The organism is Vibrio sp. S12_S33 (assembly GCF_963889785.1).
In the GTDB taxonomy this organism is placed as follows: Bacteria; Pseudomonadota; Gammaproteobacteria; order Enterobacterales; family Vibrionaceae; genus Vibrio; species Vibrio aestuarianus.
This window is the reverse complement of the sequence record NZ_CAWPQZ010000001.1, coordinates 108,016-128,951: the sequence shown is the minus strand read 5'-3', so window position 1 is coordinate 128,951 and position 20,936 is coordinate 108,016. Positions and strand designations below refer to the sequence as shown.

The 20,936-nt window shown below is 44.0% G+C and carries 17 protein-coding genes and 1 pseudogene; 15 read left to right on the top strand and 3 right to left on the bottom strand.

The features are described from left to right. Positions 1 to 107: 107 nt before the first annotated feature. The 3 genes and pseudogenes from AACW06_RS00510 to AACW06_RS00500 form a co-directional block, all read left to right on the top strand. A complete protein-coding gene (locus AACW06_RS00510; protein ID WP_192073556.1) occupies positions 108 to 1,427 on the top strand; it encodes an efflux RND transporter periplasmic adaptor subunit in 1,320 nt (439 codons plus the stop codon). Then, the gene (locus tag AACW06_RS00505; RefSeq protein ID WP_192073555.1) at positions 1,424 to 4,531 is read left to right on the top strand and encodes an efflux RND transporter permease subunit; all 3,108 of its coding nucleotides are present in this window, start codon (positions 1,424 to 1,426) and stop codon (positions 4,529 to 4,531) included. The genes AACW06_RS00510 and AACW06_RS00505 overlap by 4 nt, the downstream gene beginning before the upstream one ends. A gap of 108 nt (positions 4,532 to 4,639) precedes the next feature. Beyond that, a pseudogene (locus AACW06_RS00500) lies at positions 4,640 to 4,846 on the top strand (transposase); the annotation flags it as partial. Between the two features lie 192 nt (positions 4,847 to 5,038). On the opposite strand, the gene AACW06_RS00495 reads toward AACW06_RS00500, so the two are convergent. Together AACW06_RS00495 and rne are read right to left on the bottom strand one after the other, a co-directional pair. Continuing rightward, positions 5,039 to 6,598 (bottom strand): SulP family inorganic anion transporter, encoded by a 1,560-nt coding sequence (locus tag AACW06_RS00495; protein ID WP_192073554.1) that lies wholly within the window; start codon positions 6,596 to 6,598, stop codon positions 5,039 to 5,041. A 249-nt stretch (positions 6,599 to 6,847) separates the two neighbouring features. Beyond that, complete coding sequence (gene rne, locus AACW06_RS00490; protein ID WP_192073553.1) at positions 6,848 to 9,793, bottom strand: ribonuclease E; 2,946 nt, start codon at positions 9,791 to 9,793, stop codon at positions 6,848 to 6,850. A gap of 614 nt (positions 9,794 to 10,407) precedes the next feature. Here rne and rluC point away from each other — a divergent pair. Continuing rightward, positions 10,408 to 11,355 carry a 23S rRNA pseudouridine(955/2504/2580) synthase RluC gene (gene rluC / locus AACW06_RS00485; RefSeq protein ID WP_192073552.1) on the top strand — a complete coding sequence of 316 codons (948 nt, stop codon included), beginning with the start codon at positions 10,408 to 10,410 and terminating at the stop codon, positions 11,353 to 11,355. 60 nt (positions 11,356 to 11,415) lie between these two features. Here the strand turns inward: rluC and AACW06_RS00480 are convergent, their stop codons facing one another. Beyond that, on the bottom strand, positions 11,416 to 11,997 hold the full coding sequence (locus AACW06_RS00480; protein WP_192073551.1) for a Maf family protein: 582 nt from the start codon (positions 11,995 to 11,997) through the stop codon (positions 11,416 to 11,418). Positions 11,998 to 12,143: 146 nt separating this feature from the next. Here AACW06_RS00480 and yceD point away from each other — a divergent pair, with 146 nt between their 5' ends. The 11 genes from yceD (at position 12,144) to tmk (ending at position 20,929) form a co-directional block, all read left to right on the top strand. Then, entirely contained in the window at positions 12,144 to 12,668 is a 525-nt protein-coding gene (yceD, locus tag AACW06_RS00475; protein ID WP_168786617.1) for a 23S rRNA accumulation protein YceD, read from the top strand. A gap of 33 nt (positions 12,669 to 12,701) precedes the next feature. Beyond that, positions 12,702 to 12,872 carry a 50S ribosomal protein L32 gene (rpmF, locus tag AACW06_RS00470; protein ID WP_053311763.1) on the top strand — a complete coding sequence of 57 codons (171 nt, stop codon included), beginning with the start codon at positions 12,702 to 12,704 and terminating at the stop codon, positions 12,870 to 12,872. Between the two features lie 9 nt (positions 12,873 to 12,881). Continuing rightward, positions 12,882 to 13,907, top strand: coding sequence for a phosphate acyltransferase PlsX (gene plsX / locus AACW06_RS00465; RefSeq protein WP_192073550.1), 1,026 nt, complete (start codon positions 12,882 to 12,884; stop codon positions 13,905 to 13,907). 5 nt (positions 13,908 to 13,912) lie between these two features. Continuing rightward, positions 13,913 to 14,863, top strand: a complete 951-nt coding sequence (locus AACW06_RS00460; RefSeq protein WP_192073549.1) for a beta-ketoacyl-ACP synthase III — start codon at positions 13,913 to 13,915, stop codon at positions 14,861 to 14,863. Positions 14,864 to 14,926: 63 nt separating this feature from the next. Then, positions 14,927 to 15,850 carry an ACP S-malonyltransferase gene (gene fabD, locus AACW06_RS00455; protein WP_192073548.1) on the top strand — a complete coding sequence of 308 codons (924 nt, stop codon included), beginning with the start codon at positions 14,927 to 14,929 and terminating at the stop codon, positions 15,848 to 15,850. A 19-nt stretch (positions 15,851 to 15,869) separates the two neighbouring features. Further along, on the top strand, positions 15,870 to 16,604 hold the full coding sequence (gene fabG / locus AACW06_RS00450; protein WP_192073642.1) for a 3-oxoacyl-ACP reductase FabG: 735 nt from the start codon (positions 15,870 to 15,872) through the stop codon (positions 16,602 to 16,604). A 233-nt stretch (positions 16,605 to 16,837) separates the two neighbouring features. Further along, positions 16,838 to 17,071 (top strand): acyl carrier protein, encoded by a 234-nt coding sequence (acpP, locus tag AACW06_RS00445; protein ID WP_053311759.1) that lies wholly within the window; start codon positions 16,838 to 16,840, stop codon positions 17,069 to 17,071. Positions 17,072 to 17,162: 91 nt separating this feature from the next. Beyond that, positions 17,163 to 18,407 (top strand): beta-ketoacyl-ACP synthase II, encoded by a 1,245-nt coding sequence (fabF, locus tag AACW06_RS00440; protein WP_192073547.1) that lies wholly within the window; start codon positions 17,163 to 17,165, stop codon positions 18,405 to 18,407. Between the two features lie 79 nt (positions 18,408 to 18,486). After that, positions 18,487 to 19,290: an aminodeoxychorismate lyase gene (gene pabC / locus AACW06_RS00435; protein WP_192073546.1), complete on the top strand. Its 804-nt coding sequence runs from the start codon at positions 18,487 to 18,489 to the stop codon at positions 19,288 to 19,290. Beyond that, the gene (gene mltG / locus AACW06_RS00430; protein ID WP_192073545.1) at positions 19,287 to 20,297 is read left to right on the top strand and encodes an endolytic transglycosylase MltG; all 1,011 of its coding nucleotides are present in this window, start codon (positions 19,287 to 19,289) and stop codon (positions 20,295 to 20,297) included. Before pabC ends, mltG begins: the two co-directional genes overlap by 4 nt. A gap of 2 nt (positions 20,298 to 20,299) precedes the next feature. Beyond that, positions 20,300 to 20,929, top strand: a complete 630-nt coding sequence (gene tmk, locus AACW06_RS00425; RefSeq protein WP_192073544.1) for a dTMP kinase — start codon at positions 20,300 to 20,302, stop codon at positions 20,927 to 20,929. Positions 20,930 to 20,936: the final 7 nt, after the last annotated feature.

Below are 20,936 nucleotides of genomic sequence, written 5' to 3'. Positions count from 1 at the left end.
TCTATGTTTATAAAAGTGAACAAAGTCAAAACAGAACAGGATAGTAATATGTTACCTTTGTTTAGAGGATTCTAATGTAATTTGTACTAATTTATACAGGGTATTGCATGAAAAGATTTAAATGGACGCAAAGATTTTTATTTATCCCTCCCGTTCTTATTGGTGTTGCAATACTCGTATCTGCACCAGCAATGAAAGCCGAGCCACCAAAGATAATTGATAATAAAGGGGAAAAAGTGGTGAGGGTACTTAAAGTTGCGCCACGAGACATCCAACCCTCTGCTATTGGTTATGGTCACACCCAACCCGCAAGAGATTGGGAAGCACAAGCGGAATTGGAAGGTGCGGTAGTCTGGATAAATGATAACTTTCACGATGGCAACATAATCAAACAAGGCAATGAAATTCTCAGACTGGATCCCTCTTCTTATCAACTCTCTATCGCCCGTCTAGAGGCTGAACTTGAAGTCGCAAAACTCACCGACCAAACGATTCTGGAAACGCTGAATATTTCTGAGCAAGAGTATCAAGTGCAGAAATCAGAATATGAGCGTACGGTTCGCCTGAGTAAATCCGGGCATATATCCAAAACAGACAAAGATAAAGCCACCAAAGATCTTCTCAACAGTCAACAGCAGTTCCAGACACAAAAAAATAACCTTGCAATTAATAAAGCGACACAAAAGGTACTGCTGACAGAACTGGCTTTAGCCAAACGCGATCTTGAGCGCACCATCATTAAAGCACCTTTCGATGTAAGAGTTACAGATAAAATGGTTGGTCTGGCAGAATACGTTAACAAAGGCGAGATCATGCTAAAAGCCGATGGTATCGATGCGGTTGAGATCAATGCTCAGTTCCCGCTTGGTAAAATGCGCCCTTTGAGAAGATCGGAAGTGCTGAGTAAAGCAAACAGTAACGACTACACAGGCCTTGAGGCAATTGTCGAGCTGAATGTTGGAGAGCACCTTATCTCATGGGATGCGAACGTCAGTCGTTCGGGTGGGCATATTGATGCACAGACACAAAGCCAGAGCATCGTGGTGCAAATTGACAATCCGCTCAAGCAGGCGTCTCCGGGCCAACGTCCACCTCTCATTAGAGACACCTTTGTAAAAGTGACCTTGAAAGCACCAGTGATGAGCAAGCAGACCCTACTTCCCCTGACCGCTATCCATAACGATAAAATCTATTTGGTTCAGGACGGTAAACTGAAAATTCAGCCGGTAAAGGTTGATTTTGTGCAAGGTCAAGTTGCTGTTATCAAATCTGGCATTCAGAAGGACGATATTGTTGTATTAAGCAAGCTTTCACCAGCAGTAGAGGGAATGTTGCTTAAACCGCAACCCGATAAAAATATCAACCAGTGGTTGGATAAAGAAACCGGATTTAAATTAGATAAACCAAAGAGTGAGGTCAAATTATGATTTCATTCTTCGCCCGTCACGCGACCGGTGCCAATGTGCTGATGGTTGCGATACTTTTGCTCGGTGCTTTTGCACTACCGAAGCTGCAAAAAGACACCTTCCCGATAACCCAAACTAAAGAGATCGAAATTCGAGTCAGTTATCCGGGCGCTTCCCCTTCTGAAGTAGTCGAAGAAATTTGTACCCCGCTAGAAGAGGCTGTAGATAAGCTAAACGGAATCAAAGAGTTAACCTGCGATGCCAGAGAGAACATGGCTATCGGCAATGCTGAAATTGATGACGGCGAAAATATCGATGCACTCACCTCAGATATTCAGCAACAAGTAAACTCCATCAGTGATTTTCCCGACAGGGTTGAGCAGATAACCGTAACGAAACTAGACAGGATCGCAACGGTAGCAAGCGTCGCTATAACTGGAAATATGTCTACAAACGATCTCTACCTTTATGCTCAGGATGTTAAACGCAGGATAAAATCACATCCATTAATCGCGCAGGTTTCCGTTGGCGGCTTCTCCGAACAAGAGATAGAAATTCGTGTTTCTCAATGGAAGCTTAAGCAATACGGACTCAGTATTTCTGACCTGTCCAACCTTGTTCAGCAACAAAGTATAAGCACCCCTGCAGGCGTGTTTACTAACGATCTTGAAGAACTCAGTGTACGTTTTAATCAACTGGGTAGCGAAGTCGACGACTTTAAAAAAATCATAGTGAAATCCAGCGAGCTTGGTACTCAGGTTACACTGGGTGATATTGCAGAAATTGAACAGAAGTTCGCCAATGAAGAGGATCAAATTATCTTTCAAGGCCAGCGAGCGGCCCTACTGCAAATCTCCAAAACCTATTCCCAGGATTCTCTGAGGGTAAAAGAGGCGATTATTAATCTCGTCGAAAAAGAGCAGATGAGAGCGCCACAAGGTGTGGAATTTACCATTACTCAGGATGTCAGCGTTAATATTGAAGATAGGCTGAGAATCTTAACCAGCAACGGTGTTCAGGGGCTGGCACTGGCATTTCTGATGCTCTGGGCCTTCTTTAATCTTCGCTTTAGCTTCTGGGTAGCGCTGGGGCTTCCTGTCTCATTCCTAGGTGCAATCTTTGCCATGTATATGCTGGGCTATACCTTGAATATGATGACCATGGTTGGCCTCATTGTTGCTATCGGCCTGTTAATGGATGACTCTCTGATCATTGCAGAAAATATCGCAGCCAAAAGGCAGGCGGGTATATCGCCAGTTGAAGCAGCAATTAAAGGCACCACACAGGTACTTCCCGGTGTTATCGCCTCATTTGCCACAACCTTGATGGTCATTGGCCCACTAATGTTCCTGAGCGGAAATATGGGAGAGGTGCTGCGTTATATTCCGATTGTTTTGCTAATTACTCTGCTAGTAAGCCTGATTGAAGCTTTTTTGATTCTTCCGGCGCACCTTGCGCACAGCCATTTGGAATCAGGATCAAATCCTGTGCGAGAAAAGTTTATCGGAAGTTTTGAAAGAGTAAGAGACAAGTTCTTTGTTCCTCTGTTTGTTAAAGCAATGAATGCGCCTTACCTGACACTGGGCATTCTGACTATGGTCGTACTGCTCTCAACTGCAACCTTCTCCGCAGGGCTTCTTAAATTTAAAGCGATGCCATCACTGGAAAGTGACACGCTTCAGGCGCGTGTTCTTCTGCCTCAAGGAAGCCTGCTTTCTCAAACAGAGGACGTGGTTGCAAAAATATCCAAAGCTCTGGATAAAATAAATCAGGAATATTCGGAAAAATTTCCCGATTCAGAGCCACTGGTGAAAAGCAAAACCATTATGTACAACACCAATATTGATGCCAACGAATCTGGGCCTCATATGGCGACAGTCAGTGCGGATTTACTTCCGGCGCAGCTGCGTCAAGAGAGCATCAAATATCTGGTGCAAAGCTGGAAGGAGAAGACAGGCCCCACTGCAGACGTCGTTTCACTTAAGTTTACCGATAAAGAACGGGGGCTTGCAGGCAATGGTATTGATATTCGTGTTCAGGGTAACTCTCTTGAAGAACTAGATAAGGTAAGCCGCTCTCTTATCAAGTGGCTGAAAGGCTTTGATGGCGTCTTTAACCTTTCCAGTGATCTGCGTTACGGTAGATCTGAAATTCACGTAAAACTTAAAGACGAAGCGGGTGTTATGGGCGTTAACTCAGCACAGCTAGCCCAGACACTTCGCAGCGCGGTAAAAGGCAGTACGGATCTGACTGTTTTCCAGAGCGGTGAGATTATTGATATTACTGTCCGTCTTGACGAGTTTACTCACCAAGCGAGTTTGCACGAGCTAAAGGACCTCATGGTGACGGCTTCCAACGGTAGACTTGTTCCGTTGTCTGTCGTGGCTGATTTTGAAGAACAGCAAACATTCTCTAGAATTAACCGAATCAACGGTATTAATACGGTAACAGTTCAAGGCAATATCAACACCCAAATCGCCAACTCCAGAGAAATAATGCAGCAGTTCTACACGACGTTTGTCCCCAATGCTAAAAAGAGTTTCCCAGATGTTAGCTTTGTTTCTCAGGGACAAAACAAAGAAAGCGCCGATACCGGCTCATCCCTGCAAACCTTTTTTGCTATGGGTGTCATCGGTATTTATTTGATCCTGACCTTTTTATTCCAAAGCTATACTCAACCGATTGCGGTATTACTCGCCATTCCCATGGGGTGGATAGGTGTCGTTTGGGGGCACTTGGGAATGGGAATCGATTTGACGATTCCGAGTCTGGTTGGCTTTGCAACGCTTGCCGGTATTGTCGTGAACGACAATATTCTGCTAGTAACCTTTATTAAAGAGAACATAGCCAAAGGCGTCAGCTTGATGGAGGCTTGCCGTGAGGCCGTTCATGACCGATTCCGAGCTATCTTTATCACCTCGCTAACCACCTTTGCCGGGCTGTTACCTTTGTTAACCGAGAGCAGTACTCAGGCGCAGTTCCTGATCCCACTGATTGCCAGTATCGCCTTTGGCTTGATATCAGCAACCCTACTGGCATCCATTATTGTTCCTTGTGTGTTACTCATTTTTGATGACTTGGGTTTAAGTAAATTATCAGAACCCAACCTTAAGAGGTATGCATGATGCAATTATAAAATGGAATAAGCTGCGAGAGCTTTTATTTTGCTTAGTCGGCAAAAAGTAAAACGAGTTAATCCATACTTAGTTAGGAGTTCTGCATAAGATAAACCTCGCTCGATGTTATCTAAGCGGTTCATCATTGAAACCATCAACGACCAACTAAAGAATATTTCTCAGATAGAGCATTCTAGACACAGGAGTCTGCATGGATTCATGTTGAACTTACTTGGTGGGTTAATTACGTACTGCCTAAAACCAGAAAAGCCATCGTTGAACATAACAACCACTGAAAAATCAGGATTGATGGCGATGGCTTAAACCGATCTCAGGTTAACTACAGTTCACTGCCGCACAGGCAGCTTAGAAAATATGGAAGATGGGTTAAGCAAATTTACTATTAACTTTTTAGCTTAGTCCATAGCATCATGCTATGGGACGCTGGGATATGCAACAAGTGAAAGGTAATAAGGCTTCCATCGGAAGCCTTATTCTTAAGAGAAGATGTGCAAGTTAGCCAGCTAAAACATCGGTGGCAACTTTGTAGCTAGGATCTTCTTTTACATTAATTTCAACCAAGCTACCTGCTTTATGTAACAGAGCACGACAGTCTTGGCTTAAATGTCGTAAATGCAGCGTTTTTCCAAGCGCAGTATATCTTTCGGCGATCGTTTCAATGGCTTCAATTGCTGAATGGTCCGCTACTCGTGAGCGTGCGAAATCAACGATGACATCCTGTGGGTCGTTTTGTGCATCAAATAACTCAAGGAAGTTTGCTGCAGAGCCAAAGAAGATAGGTCCATTAATATGATAAACCTTAGAGCCTTCAGCATTGATTTGGCTACTGGCGTAAATATGTTTTGCGTGTTCCCATGCAAACATGAGTGCTGATGTAACCACACCGACTGCCACAGCGATGGCTAAATCAGTGAGTACCGTTACTACCGTTACCAATACAATGACAAAGAAGTCCTGCTTCGGTACGCGGCGAGCAAGTTTAAACGTTGCCCATTCGAAGGTTCCAATCACGACCATAAACATCACACCAACCAGTGCAGCCAGCGGGATCATTTCAATCAGTGCTGAAGCGAATAAAATAAAGCACAACAGCATCACGGCTGCAACTATACCAGATAGGCGTCCGCGACCGCCCGAGTTTACGTTGATCATCGATTGACCGATCATCGCACAACCACCCATTGCGCCAAACATTGAACAAGTGATATTAGCTAAACCTTGACCGACACATTCACGGTTTGATTGGCCGCGAGTGTTTGTCATTTCATCCAATACTGTAAGTGTAAGCAAGGATTCAATTAAACCGATCGCGGCTAAAATAATTGAATAAGGAAGAATGATTTGTAGCGTTTCCCAAGTGAACGGTACGCTTGGAATTGCGAATGTTGGTAAGGTACCAGCAAGCGTTGCTGCTTCATTTCCAGACATTGTGCGTAAGAAATCCACCACAGTTCGAGTATCTAAACTCAGACCTTGGACCAATAGCGTGATGGTCACAATAGCCACTAACGAAGAAGGGACGGCTGTTGTTAGTTTAGGTAAGAAATGAATAATCGCCATGGTTAGAGCAACCAGCCCCAGCATTAGGAACATTTGATCGCTTGGCAGCCAACTAAGTGCTCCTGATAAATCTGGCGCTTTAAATTGACCAAGTTGAGCTAAGAAGATCACAATTGCCAAGCCATTGACGAAACCAATCATCACAGGGTGAGGCACCATGCGAATAAACTTACCTAACTTGAAGATACCAGCGGTAATTTGCAGCAGCCCTGCAAATAAGATTGCCGCAAAAAGATATTGGACACCATGGGTTGCAACTAGGCTTACCATTACCACGGCCATAGCGCCAGTTGCGCCAGAAATCATACCAGGGCGGCCGCCAAAAATAGAAGTGATCAGACCAACAATAAAGGCGGCATATAGTCCAACCATTGGGTCAACACCAGCAACAAAGGCAAAAGCTACAGCTTCTGGAACCAGAGCAAGGGCAACGGTTAAACCAGAAAGCACATCATTTTTTACAGAGTGCTTAGAAAATTTTGGAAATTCGAACATGAGTACTCAGTGTTTGCGAATAATGAATGTAGTCCAACCGTCCACTCTTAAATGTAATCCAAGCAAAATGTATTAAAAAAGAGCAATGGAGTAGAGAAACGTCGTCGGCTCGAAGCGGGGAATGCTACAGAAAACTGTGATTAAGTTCAATAATGAAGCAAGTATTGAATCATATTTGTGGTAAATGGTTTCCTCGAGATAAGTAAAAAGGGCTGCAATAAAGCAGCCCTTTCGATGGTATAGCTAATGCTAAATGCTTTGAGGTTTACTCATTGCTGAACCTGCTTGGCTGCGGGCAACTTGACTGCCTGCACCACGAGCTTCATAGCGTTCTGAACGCAATGGAGCCGAAACCACTTCAATCTCTTTTAGTTCGTTTGAACCTGGCGCTTTTGCCATCGGTGCACAAGCATGAGCTTTAATGATTTTAGGTAGTGAAATGTTTGAAGTTGCCACTGGTTTTTCAACCGGTTCTGGAGTTTTAACTTCTTTTACCGTCGCTATTTCAGCCACTTCCACTGGTTGTGGTGTTTCAACAACAACCTCAACAGGTGCTTGTACTGGCGTTTCAGCTTTTGGTTCTGCGGCGCTGCGAATAATCACTTTGCCCATTGCCATTTCTGGACATGCGAAGCCACCGATGACCTTAGTGGTAGTATCTGTTACAACTGTTGCTACGGCCTCAACAACCGGAGCTTCAACTTTCTCTTCTTGGCGAGGTGCTTGAGTTGGAGCTTTAGCTAGGTCATAACGAGGCATCACTTTACCCATTGCCATTTCTGGTGATGCAACTCCACCTTTACGAAGGCGGAATGGGTTAGGGCGACGGTCACGACCGCGACGACGGCGTTGACCACTTGCACGTAAGTGACGAGGTGAACGACGATTACGGCGCTGATTTTGCTCATCTTTGTTATTTGCATCATCAGACACAACCGTTGTTGGCTCAGTGGTTTTGACTGACTCGGCTTTTACAGTTTCGATGGCTTCAGCAACAGTCGCTGTATCTTGTGAAGCGATGGCTACTACTGCTTCTTTTGCAGCGGCTTGATCTTTCACTCGAACTTGTTTATTCAGTTTACGGCGCTGACGGCGTTCTTTAACTTTGGCCGTTTTTTCTTCGGTCTTAACATCTTTTTGTTCAGCTTGTTGTGCTTCTACTGCAAGTTGCTGACCTTGTTCTGCAAGTTTTTCTGTCTTTAGGTCATCGCGCTTATTACGACGATCTTGTCGTGGTTTACGAGTTTGCGGTTTGCTCTGTTCAGCCGGAGTTACTTCTTTTTCAGAAGTGCTTTCAGCAGCAACAGGCTTGCGCTTATTCTTGTCACGATTAGCATTATCGCGGTTATTGCGGCGACGTTGGTCGTTGCGGTCACGACGCTGACGTGGTTGTTGGCTACGTTTGTTTTCTGGTTTTTCTTGCTCTTTTTCTGTGCTCTTTTCTTCAACAGGTGCAGAGAATAGGCTGCCGATAGCTTTAAATATACGACTGAATAAACCAGGTTTAGCACTTTCTTCAACCACGTTTTCTTTTACAACAGGTTGAGCCGCTTTTGGCGCTGGAGCAGGGGCTGCTTGCGCTTGAGCTGGTGCAGCAAAGCCTTTCAGAGCTGGCTCTTCAATACGTTTTGGTCTGAAATCTGCCTCTGAAGGTTCTTTACTTTCGGCTTCTTTTAGAGCTTCAAGCTTTTTAGGTACCATATAAGACAGGATGTCTTGCTCTTCACCTTCACGAACACGGATAACCTCGAAATGAGGAGTTTCCATATCAGAATTTGGAACAATAGTGATATTAACTTCTTGGATGCGTTCGATATGGCTGATAGAGCGGCGTTTCTCATTCAGCAAGTAAGAGGCGATAGGAACTGGTACCACCGCTAAAACTTGCGCAGTGTTATCTTTTAACGCTTCTTCTTCGATCAAACGTAGTACAGATAGCGCTAGAGATTCATTATCACGAACAACACCAGTGCCAGAACAACGAGGACAGATATGATGGCTTGCCTCTGCTAGAGATGGGCTTAGACGTTGGCGAGACATTTCAAGCAGACCAAAGCGAGAAATACGACCAATCTGAACTCTAGCTCTATCAAGACGAACTGCATCGCGTAAACGGTTTTCAACTTCACGTTGATGGCGCACTGGAGTCATATCAATAAAGTCAATAACGACTAGACCACCTAAATCACGTAGGCGCAATTGGCGAGCAATTTCGTCTGCAGCTTCTAAGTTGGTATTGAGAGCCGTTTCTTCGATATCTCCGCCTTTAGTAGCGCGAGCGGAGTTGATATCAATAGAGGTCAGTGCTTCAGTCGGGTCGATGACGATCGAACCACCAGATGGTAGGCGAACTTCTCGTTGGAAAGCCGACTCAATTTGGCTTTCGATTTGGTAATGACTAAATAGTGGCACTTCACCATCGTATTTTTTAACACGGCTGACAAAGTCTGGGCGCACTAACTGAATATGCTCAAGAGCACGTTCATAAATAGTATTGCTATCAATGAGGATTTCGCCGATGTCGCGGCGTAAATAGTCGCGAATGGCACGTACAATAACGTTACTTTCCTGGTGGATAAGTAATGGTGCAGGATGTAGTTCTGAGGCTTGTTTAATTGCACTCCAGTGGTTAAGCAGGACGTTTAGATCCCACTCAAGTTCTTCTGCGCTTTTGCCTACGCCTGCCGTACGAACAATTAAACCCATACCTTGAGGTAATTCAAGAGTACTTAGTGCTGCTTTTAGTTCGGTACGCTCGTCGCCTTCGATACGACGTGAAATACCGCCAGCACGAGGGTTATTCGGCATCAGAACTAAGTAACTGCCAGCAAGAGAAACAAAAGTCGTTAATGCAGCGCCTTTGCTGCCTCGCTCTTCTTTTTCTACTTGAACAATGACTTCTTGACCTTCTCTAAGCACTTCTTTAATGCTTGGGCGGCCTTGATAGGTATAACCTTCGGGGAAGTATTCGCGAGCAATCTCTTTGAGGGGAAGGAAGCCGTGACGTTCAGCGCCGTAATCTACAAAAGCAGCTTCTAAACTTGGTTCAACACGGGTGATACGTCCTTTATAAATATTCGCTTTTTTGGATTCATGTCCTGGACTCTCGATGTCTAGATCAAAAAGTCGCTGGCCATCTACCAACGCAACACGCAACTCTTCTTTTTGAGTGGCGTTAATTAACATTCTTTTCATTTAAAAATCTCGTTATCTTTCTTTAGTTTTGATTATTGATCTTGTTGCTTCGGTTCGTTTTCACGGTGCCAGATCCCATGACTTAAAGGTGCAGCCTCCCGGCTGGAGGGGATGCTCTAGGGCACTTCAGTTATCACACGCACACGATTGCCTGCGATCCGCATATATGGCGGAAATTACTCAACATGAAATGACGATGAGTAGAGCAACAAGATAGCTTCGCTCAATAGTGTCTTACGCCATATGCAGCACACTGACGCTTAGCTGTCTACTCACTATTTTGCTCTAAAATGAACGGTAAAGAATAAAAAATCACCAATTCATCCATTGCAGCTGTGAACTATAGCAGTGACAGGTAAACACAGCAATCTGCTTTGTTATGAACAGGTCAAAAAAAAGGAAATAGGCGTAAAAGTGATATTGTTAGTTCTCTGTTTTAAAAGAGTTTTATCTACTTTAAGTGGGAAATATTACGGAGTAATTATTAATTTTATCCACAGTCACATTTTGATTGGTGCAATTATCATCAATTTAAGGGTAAAGAAGCGATGAAAATATATTTCTCTTGCTAAGAAAATATGAATTTACGCGATTCACAGTGTTACAATACCACTATGAGCGAAATTAGAACCCAAGTCCAACTCATCGACATAGATGAAGATATGGCTGGTCAGCGCATTGATAACTTCTTGCGCAACCAATTAAAAACAATTCCTAAAAGTATGATTTATCGCATCCTGCGTAAAGGAGAGGTGCGTGTAAACAAAAAACGGATCAAAGCAGAGTATAAACTGTGTGCTGGCGATGTGGTGCGTATTCCACCGGTCAATATTGAGCAGTCAGCCAACGAAACCACAGCTCCTAATACTAAACTGAATAAAGTGGCTGAGTTAGAGCGTTGCATTATTTTTGAAGATGACCATGTGTTGATCCTCAATAAACCGTCTGGCACGGCAGTACATGGTGGTAGTGGCTTGAAATTTGGCGCAATAGAAGCGCTGCGTGCGCTGCGTCCTGAGGCTCGTTTCTTAGAGTTGGTGCATCGTATTGACCGAGACACGTCTGGTATTTTATTGGTAGCGAAAAAGCGTTCGGCTTTACGCCATCTTCAAGCTCAATTTCGAGAAAAAACAGTTCAAAAATACTATTTCGCATTGGTGATGGGGCAATGGAAGTGTAGCTGTAAAGTGGTCAATGCACCGTTACTAAAAAATGAAGTAAATAGTATCGTGCGCGTTAATCCAAATGGTAAGCCATCTGAGACTCGCTTTAAAATCCTAGAGCAATTTGAGCAAGCAACCTTGCTACAGGCGAGCCCAATTACTGGCCGAACACATCAAATTCGTGTCCACACTCAATATACTGGGCATCCAATTGCGTGGGATGATCGTTATGGTGATCGTCGATTTGACGCTTATACAGGACAAGTAGGTCTAGATAGGCTGTTTTTACACGCGGCCAATATTCGTTTTATCCATCCTGCAACTGAAGAGCAAATGGATATTAGCGCCCCATTAGATAATCAGTTAGAACAAGTCTTAGCTAAACTGCGAAATGCTTAAAAATACCCGTGTTGACTCGGCAATTGAGTGAACACGGATTTTTTGCTAAAAACAGCGCGCTTACAATATATTCACACCTTGCGACTCAAGTAATTTGACCAGTTTTATGAGTGGTAATCCGACTAATGTATTTGGGTCATCACCTTCTAAACGTTCAAATAAAGCAATGCCAAGACCTTCACTCATAAAGCTGCCAGCACATTGTAGGGGCTGTTCTTTTTCAACGTAAGCTGTTGCCATTTCCAGCGAAAGGTTTCTAAAATGAACAGTAAACGTATCAATGTCTACCAAGCATGTATTACTACACGAATTGTATAGAGCAAGCCCAGTATAAAAGGTTATTGCTTTACCACTTTGTTTAAGAAGCTGGGTGATGGCTTGTTCTTTGGTATGAGGCTTACCTACGATTTCGCCGTTAATAACGCAGACTTGATCTGAACCGATAACTAAACTGGCTTGGTTTATTGTGCAAGAGCGAGCTTTTTCTTCAGCTAATCGAGTAACTAAGGCTTGCGGAGATTCACTCCGATGCGCTGTTTCATCACATTGAGGAGAAGCGGTGACAAATGGCAAACCGAGCTTTTTAAGTAATTGCTGCCGAAAAGGGGATGTTGACGCTAAAACTAGTTGGTAATTTTGCATTTTGATTTAGAATTGCTGGGAGTTTTGTAGCAGCATATATCAACAACGGTTGCTATACATAATTCTCGCTGTGGAAAGGATAAAAAAGCTAACTTTTTTGTCTTTTTCTTTGACTAAAATAGATTTGGAAGATATATTCGCGCCCTATGCAAAAGGTAAAGATACCGCGCTCGGTTGATCCGGCTAAAGCTGCTCAGAAACGACTCGACTATGATGGCATCATCCAATCTAGTCTTTTCAAGCGTTTAGAAGAATCGGTTGCAAGCGTAAAACGCGACGCTCAAGTTTCATTGTCATTTGGGCTTGATGAACAGCGACTCGTTGTTATCTCTGGTAAAGCTAACATCGAAGTTGATTTAGAGTGTCAACGCTGTAATGAGGTTTTCGCACATGAGTGCGAAGTTGAATTCATTTATACTCCTTATTTAGGTAGTAAAACTGATGAAGACGCACCGGAAGAGTACGATTTGGTAGATCTGAATGAGTACGGTGAAGTCGACCTTGTACAGTTAGTTGAAGATGAGTTCATCATTAACTTGCCTCAAGTAGCAATGCACGATGACGCGGATTGTAGCGTTAACTCAAATAATTTGGTATTTGGTGAACTTCCGGAAGATATTGTGGAAGAGAAACCGAATCCATTTGATGTTTTAAAAAACTTAAAACGATAATTCGTTGTAAGTTAAGACAAAGGAGTAGGGTCAATGGCCGTACAAAAGAGCAAAAAATCACGCGCACGTCGTGGCATGCGTCGTTCACATGATGCACTAACTACAGCTTCACTTTCTGTAGATGCAACATCAGGTGAGACTCACCTACGTCACAACGTGACTGCTGACGGTTACTACCGTGGCAAAAAGGTTATCAACAAGTAAGGTTGACCTTTGCAATATTTAACCGTTGCACTTGATGCAATGGGCGGGGATTTCGGTCTTCGCGTTACAGTGCCTGCCGCCGTGCAGGCACTGTCGCATTTCCCAGAGCTCAAAGTGATCCTCGTTGGTGATAAGCCTGCGATAGCACGTCAATTATCTCAAATAGGTTACGAACCTAATGCTCGTTTGAGTATTTCGCATAGTGACCGAGTCATCTATAACTCTGAAAAACCGTCGTTAGCATTAAGAAATAGTGCGGGTAGCTCAATGGGCATTGCCATTGATCTCGTCGCTGACGGTCAAGCGGATGCTTGTGTTAGTGGTGGTAATACTGGCGCTTTAATGGCGCTTTCTCGTTTCCGTTTGAAGCTTCTCCCCGGAATTGATAGACCTGCATTGGTTTCTGCGTTACCCACGACATCGGGTAATCGTACTTGGATGCTTGATCTCGGTGCTAATGTATCGAGTGATGCGGATTCTTTGTTTCAATTTGCAGTGATGGGGAGTGCATTAGCTGAGCAGCACTTAGGCCGCCCAGCTCGCGTCGCAATTCTTAATATCGGTGCGGAAGAAATCAAAGGCAATGACTTGGTGAAACGTTGTGCTGAAATGCTCAACCAAACCCAAGCGGTTAACTATATTGGATATATTGAAGGTAACCAATTATTAGATGATGTCGCTGACGTCATCGTATGCGATGGTTTTGTTGGAAACGTATGTTTAAAAGCATGTGAAGGTACTGCACAACTCTTTATTGATAAGTTAAAAGCCAAGTTATTGGCCTCATCCATAAAGGGTTGGATCGCACGAATACTGTTTTCTGAACTATTTACTGAACTAAAAACATTGAACCCCGACCAGTATAACGGAGCAAGTTTGCTAGGATTGCGCGGCATTGTCATAAAAAGTCATGGAAGTGCTGATGTATCCGCTGTCGTAAATGCAATTTCCGAAGCGGTACACGAGGTCAAACGACAAGTCCCCAGCCGTATAAGCGATCGTTTGGAAGCGGTTTTACTCGAGAGGCATTATTAGTCTTCATGTATAGCAAAATTTTAGGTACTGGCAGCTACTTGCCATCTCAAGTGCGTACCAACGCAGACTTAGAGAAAATGGTAGAGACAAGTGACGAGTGGATCGTAGCACGCACAGGTATTCGCGAACGACGCATTGCAACTGACGATGAAACCGTGGCTGATATGGCTTTCTATGCTGCACAAAACGCCATCCAAATGGCGGGCATTGATAAAAACGATATCGATTTGATTATTGTTGCCACTACCAGTAGCAGCCATACTTTCCCTTCATCTGCTTGTCAGGTGCAAAGAAAACTTGGCATTAAAGGTTGTCCTGCTTTTGACTTAGCTGCCGCGTGTTCTGGCTTTGTCTATGCTTTGTCGGTCGCTGACCAACATATTAAGTCCGGCATGTGTAAAAATGTTCTGGTTATCGGCGCTGATGCATTGTCAAAAGCGTGTGATCCAACAGACCGCTCTACCATTATTTTATTTGGTGATGGTGCGGGTGCTGTGGTCGTTGGTGCGAGTGAAGATCCGGGTATCATTTCGACTCATATATACTCAGATGGCGCATTTGGTGACTTATTGAGTTTGCCAGTTCCAGAGCGTACTGGCGATGTCGATAAGTGGTTGTATATGGCCGGTAATGAAGTCTTCAAGGTTGCAGTTACTCAGCTATCTAAGTTAGTGAAAGATACGCTAGAAGCCAATAATATGCATAAGTCAGAGCTAGACTGGTTGGTTCCTCACCAAGCTAATTACCGCATTATTTCCGCGACAGCGAAGAAGTTGTCGATGTCTCTGGATCAGGTGGTTATCACACTGGATCGTCATGGCAATACTTCGGCGGCGACAGTACCAACGGCACTTGATGAAGCGGTGCGTGATGGCCGAATTAAGCGTGGTCAGACACTGTTATTAGAAGCGTTTGGTGGTGGTTTCACCTGGGGCTCGGCACTCATTAAATTTTAACGTAACGAATATCTATTTTAAGGGGTTGCTAAAACTCCTTATTTTTACTTAAGGAAACAAACAATGAGCAAGTTTGCAATCGTATTTCCAGGTCAAGGCTCGCAAACAGTGGGTATGCTTGCTGATCTTGGGCAGCAATATGATGTTGTTCAACAAACATTTGCTGAGGCCTCTGAAGCGCTAGGTTATGACTTATGGGCATTGGTGCAAAATGGTCCAGCTGAAGACCTCAATCAAACGTTCCGTACACAACCAGCGTTGCTGGCATCATCAGTAGCGATTTGGCGCGTATGGCAAAGTTTGGGTTTGGCGCAGCCAACGCTGCTTGCTGGACACAGTTTAGGTGAGTATTCGGCTTTAGTTTGTGCGGGTGTTATTGACTTTAAGCAAGCAATCAAATTGGTTGAACTACGTGGTCAACTGATGCAAGAAGCTGTTCCTGCGGGTGTCGGTGCAATGTCAGCTATCATCGGTCTTGATGATGAAGCCATTGCCAAAGCGTGTGAAGCAGCAGCGCAAGGTGAAGTGGTTTCTCCAGTTAACTTTAACTCTCCAGGCCAAGTAGTCATTGCGGGTAATAAAGATGCGGTTGAACGTGCGGGCGCATTGTGTAAAGAAGCGGGTGCTAAACGTGCTTTACCGCTTCCAGTATCGGTGCCCTCTCACTGTGCATTGATGAAGCCAGCGGCTGAGAAACTTGCTGTAGCACTTGAATCTATTGAATTTAATGCTCCGCAAATCCCAGTGATCAATAATGTTGATGTTGCGACAGAGACGGCTCCTGAAAAAATCAAAGATGCATTAGTTCGCCAATTACATAGCCCAGTACGTTGGACTGAAGGCGTGCAATTAATGAGCGAGCAAGGCATTGAGAAATTACTTGAAGTTGGCCCTGGGAAAGTCTTAACCGGCTTAACAAAACGTATCGTGAAGACGCTTGAAGCTGCGGCAGTGAATGACACTACTTCACTTGATGCTGCTAAGTAATCGAAGGAAACAGAACATGATGAATCTAGAGGGTAAAATTGCCCTAGTGACAGGCGCAAGTCGTGGTATTGGCCGTGCAATCGCAGAGCTGCTTGTTGAACGTGGTGCAACGGTTATTGGTACTGCAACCAGTGAAAGTGGCGCGGCTGCAATCAGCGACTATTTAGGTGATAAAGGTAAAGGTTTAGCACTAAATGTCACTGATGTTGAGTCGATCGAATCTGTATTAAAAGCGATTAATGAAGAGTTTGGTGCGTTAGATATTTTGGTAAACAATGCCGGTATTACTCGCGATAATCTACTTATGCGCATGAAAGATGACGAGTGGACCGATATTCTTGATACTAACTTGACATCTATTTTCCGTTTATCTAAAGCGGTACTTCGTGGCATGATGAAAAAGCGCAATGGTCGTATCATCAATGTAGGTTCGGTTGTTGGCACTATGGGTAATGCAGGTCAAACCAACTATGCAGCTGCAAAAGCGGGTGTGATTGGCTTTACTAAGTCGATGGCGCGAGAAGTTGCATCTCGTGGTGTGACGGTTAACACAGTTGCGCCAGGTTTTATTGAAACTGATATGACAAAAGCACTGAATGATGACCAACGTGCTGCTACACTAGCGCAAGTACCATCAGGTCGTTTAGGTGACCCGCGTGAAATAGCAGCAGCAGTGGTATTTTTAGCTTCTCCTGAAGCTGCGTATATTACGGGCGAAACTTTGCACGTAAATGGCGGGATGTACATGGTTTAGGCTTGTTTTTTACTGTTTTGGCAAAAATAGGCATCTATCATTATCAATATCGTGTAAAACTTGCTGGTGATATGCGCAATATTTGTGCATGATTTAAGTCAAAAATGATCTGAATTTCGGTTAAAATCGCTAAATTTGTGGTTTGACCAGCAATGACCCACTTGCAACTTTCCCTAGTTAGAATAAACTACGGAATCATCGCATTAGGCGAAATCTGTAAAGGAAAAGAAAAAATGAGCAACATCGAAGAACGCGTAAAGAAAATCATCGTTGAACAGCTAGGTGTAGACGAAGCAGAAGTTAAAAATGAAGCTTCTTTCGTAGAAGATCTAGGTGCAGATTCTCTAGACACTGTTGAGCTAGTAATGGCTCTAGAAGAAGAATTCGACACTGAGATTCCAGATGACGAAGCTGAGAAGATCACTACTGTTCAAGCTGCAATCGACTACGTAAACAGCGCTCAGTAATATCTCTCCCCAGGCGGCCTTCTGGCCGCCTGAGTTTTTTCTAACTCTTCTATACCTCTCATAGAATCTTTCAATCCCGGAGAATATGATCGTGTCCAAGCGTCGTGTCGTTGTCACTGGCATGGGGATGTTGTCACCGGTAGGCAACACTGTAGAATCCTCTTGGAAAGCCCTGCTAGCTGGTCAAAGTGGTATTGTTAATATCGACCATTTTGATGCAACCAATTTTTCAACTCGTTTCGCCGGTCTAGTTAAAGACTTTGACTGCGAAGCGTATATGTCTAAAAAAGATGCCCGTAAGATGGATTTATTTATCCAGTATGGTATTGCGGCGGGTATTCAAGCCCTTGATGATTCAGGTCTCACTGTTACCGAAGAAAACGCCCCAAGAATTGGTGTGGCAATTGGTTCTGGTATCGGTGGTCTTGACCTTATTGAAAAAGGTCATCAATCGTTAGTGGAAAAAGGCCCACGTAAAGTTAGCCCATTTTTTGTACCATCGACCATCGTCAACATGGTTGCGGGTAATTTGTCGATTATGCGTGGTCTGCGTGGTCCGAATATTGCCATCTCTACAGCGTGTACGACAGGTTTACACAACCTAGGCCACGCCGCTCGTATGATTGCATACGGGGATGCAGATGCGATGGTAGCTGGTGGTGCAGAAAAAGCATCAACTCCACTGGGTATGGCAGGGTTTGGCGCTGCGAAAGCACTGTCAACGCGCAACGATGAGCCGCAAAAGGCTTCTCGCCCTTGGGATAAAGGCCGTGATGGTTTTGTTCTTGGTGATGGTGCTGGTGTGATGGTACTGGAAGAGTACGAACACGCCAAAGCTCGTGGTGCAAAGATTTACGCTGAACTTGTTGGTTTTGGTATGTCTGGTGATGCTTATCACATGACATCACCAAGTGAAGATGGTTCAGGTGGCGCTCTTGCGATGGAAGCGGCGATGCGTGATGCTGGCGTAATGGGTACTCAAATCGGTTATGTTAATGCGCATGGTACATCAACACCTGCTGGTGATGTGGCTGAAATTAAAGGCGTTAAACGAGCACTTGGTGAAGAAGGTTCAAAACAAGTTTTGGTTTCTTCAACTAAATCGATGACAGGCCACTTACTTGGCGCTGCGGGTTCAGTAGAGGCCATCATCACGGTGATGTCACTGGTTGATCAAATTGTTCCACCAACTATTAACCTTGATGATCCTGAAGAAGGTTTAGGTATTGATCTGGTACCACATACAGCTCGTAAAGTCGAAGGTATGGAGTATGCGATCTGTAACTCTTTTGGTTTTGGTGGCACAAACGGTTCGTTGATTTTCAAAAAAATCTAATGACGTTGTGATGTGAAACTTGAGTTCAAACGGCTTGATGCTTTAGCATTGAGCCGTTTCTTTTTATAGGGTAGTGAATATGTTTTGGGTTAATGGCCAACCGAGTCAGACGGTTTCCCTCTCCGATCGTTCATTCCAGTATGGAGATGGTTGTTTTACTACCATTCTATCTTGTCATGGAAAGCTCCAATACTGGCATTGGCACGTTGAGCGCATGGATGCCTGTTTATTGTTGTTAGGGATTCCTTCTCCAGACTGGTCGCTAGTCGCCTCGTGGGTTGAGCAAGTTGTGCTCCAAGCCGACAACGCAGGGGTTAAAATCCATATTAGTCGTGGTGAGGGGGGAAGGGGGTATAGCCCAACGCAGAACCTAGAGCCGAAAGTGACAATCACTGTTTTTGACTATCCGGTGCACTACAGTGATTGGAAAGATAATGGAGTTGAACTAGGTCTTTGTCAGCAAAGACTTGGTATTAACCCATTATTGGCTGGTCATAAACACAATAATCGCCTTGAACAGATATTGCTAAAGTCCGAGATGGATGCAAAAGGTTATGTTGAAGGTGTGACATTAGATATTTTAGGGCATGTGATAGAGACAACATCTGCAAATATATTTTGGGTCACTAATGATAGACTCTGCACACCTAATTTAGACCAAGCGGGTGTTGCGGGTGTTGCACGCCGTAGAGTGTTATCTATCGCGCAGGACTTAAATCTGCCGATCTCAATTGATAAGTTCTCATTAGATGATCTGCTTAGTGCTGATGAAGTATTTATCACTAACTCCATTTTAGGTGTCGCACCTGTGATCAAAATTGCAGCGACCACTTTTTCCTTTGGCACCCACACACGATGTTTTCAGGAGTGTTTCACCTCGTGATAAAAAAACTTACCTTATTGCTTTTACTCGCAATCGCCATTACTAGTGCTGGCTATTTCTATGTTAAACAGCAAGTGGATGGATATCTGCACCAAGCGGTAGCTATCCATTCCTCTGAAATAATTACCATCCCATCTGGCACTAGTTTGAACGGTATTTTGAAAATATTGTCTGAAAAAAACTGGATTGCAGACTCACCGCTGAGCAAGTTAGTCAGAAGGCTACATCCTGAGCTCACCAAAATTAAAGCGGGGACTTATCAAATCTTAGCATCAGAGGCTTTGATTGATGTCTTAAATAAGGCCGTGGATGGTAAAGAGCACCAGTTCGCGATTACGTTTGTCGAAGGAAGTCGTTTCAATGAGTGGAGAGCACTACTTGCACAGACTCAAGGTTTAACTCGCACTTTAAATGCACTTTCAGAGGCTGAAATTGCAAAACAGTTGGGTATTGACCGAGATAAATTAGAAGGTCTTTTCCTCGCAGAAACCTATCATTTTACGTTTGGTACCACTGATTTAGAGATTTTGCAGCGTGCACATGCAAAATTACAAATATTACTTGATAAGTATTGGGTATCTCGACAAGCAAGCCTACCGCTCAAAACGCCTTATGAGGCGTTAATTCTTGCTTCGATTATCGAGAAAGAAACTGCAATTGCTTCAGAACGAGAGCGAATTGCTTCGGTTTTCGTCAACCGCCTTAACAAACGTATGCGCCTGCAAACTGATCCCACCGTTATTTACGGTATGGGCGATAGCTATGATGGTAATATTCGTAAGAAAGACTTGCGCACCCCAACTCCTTACAACACGTATACTATTTCGGGTTTACCACCGACACCGATAGCGATGGCTGGTGAAGATTCTATTAATGCGGCATTAAACCCAGAGCAAAGTAACTACCTGTATTTTGTAGCCAGTGGTACTGGTGGTCACGTTTTCTCGAAAACATTAACCGAACACAATCGCGCAGTTCGCGCCTATTTAAAACAATTAAGAAAATAATTATGAATGCTAAATTTATTGTTGTAGAAGGCCTTGAAGGCGCTGGAAAAAGTACGGCTATTCAAGCGATCACGGAAACATTAAAAGAGTTCGGTATTAATAATATCACCAATACGCGAGAGCCTGGCGGCACGGTTCTCGCTGAAAAAATGCGCGCACTAGTAAAAGAAGAACATGACGGTGAAGTATTACAGGATATGACTGAGCTGTTGCTAATGTACGCAGCACGAGTTCAATTGGTTGAGAATGTCATTAAGCCAGCATTATCTGCAGGTAACTGGGTTGTGGGTGATCGCCATGATATGTCTTCCCAAGCGTACCAAGGTGGTGGGAGACAAATCCCTTTCGATACCATGCGTAATTTAAAAGCGGTAACTTTAGGTGATTTTAAACCCGATTTTACACTGTATTTAGACCTTAATCCTCGTATAGGACTTGAGCGAGCAAAAGGTCGTGGTGAGTTAGATCGTATTGAAAAAATGGATATCAGCTTTTTTGAGCGCACTCGAAGTCGCTATCTTGAACTGGCAGAGTCAGAGGCAAATGTTGCTATTATTGATGCAGAGCAGCCAATAGAAAGCGTTGCAGCAGCAATTAAAGCGGCATTAATTCAATGGTTGAAAGTGCAATAGGATAGTG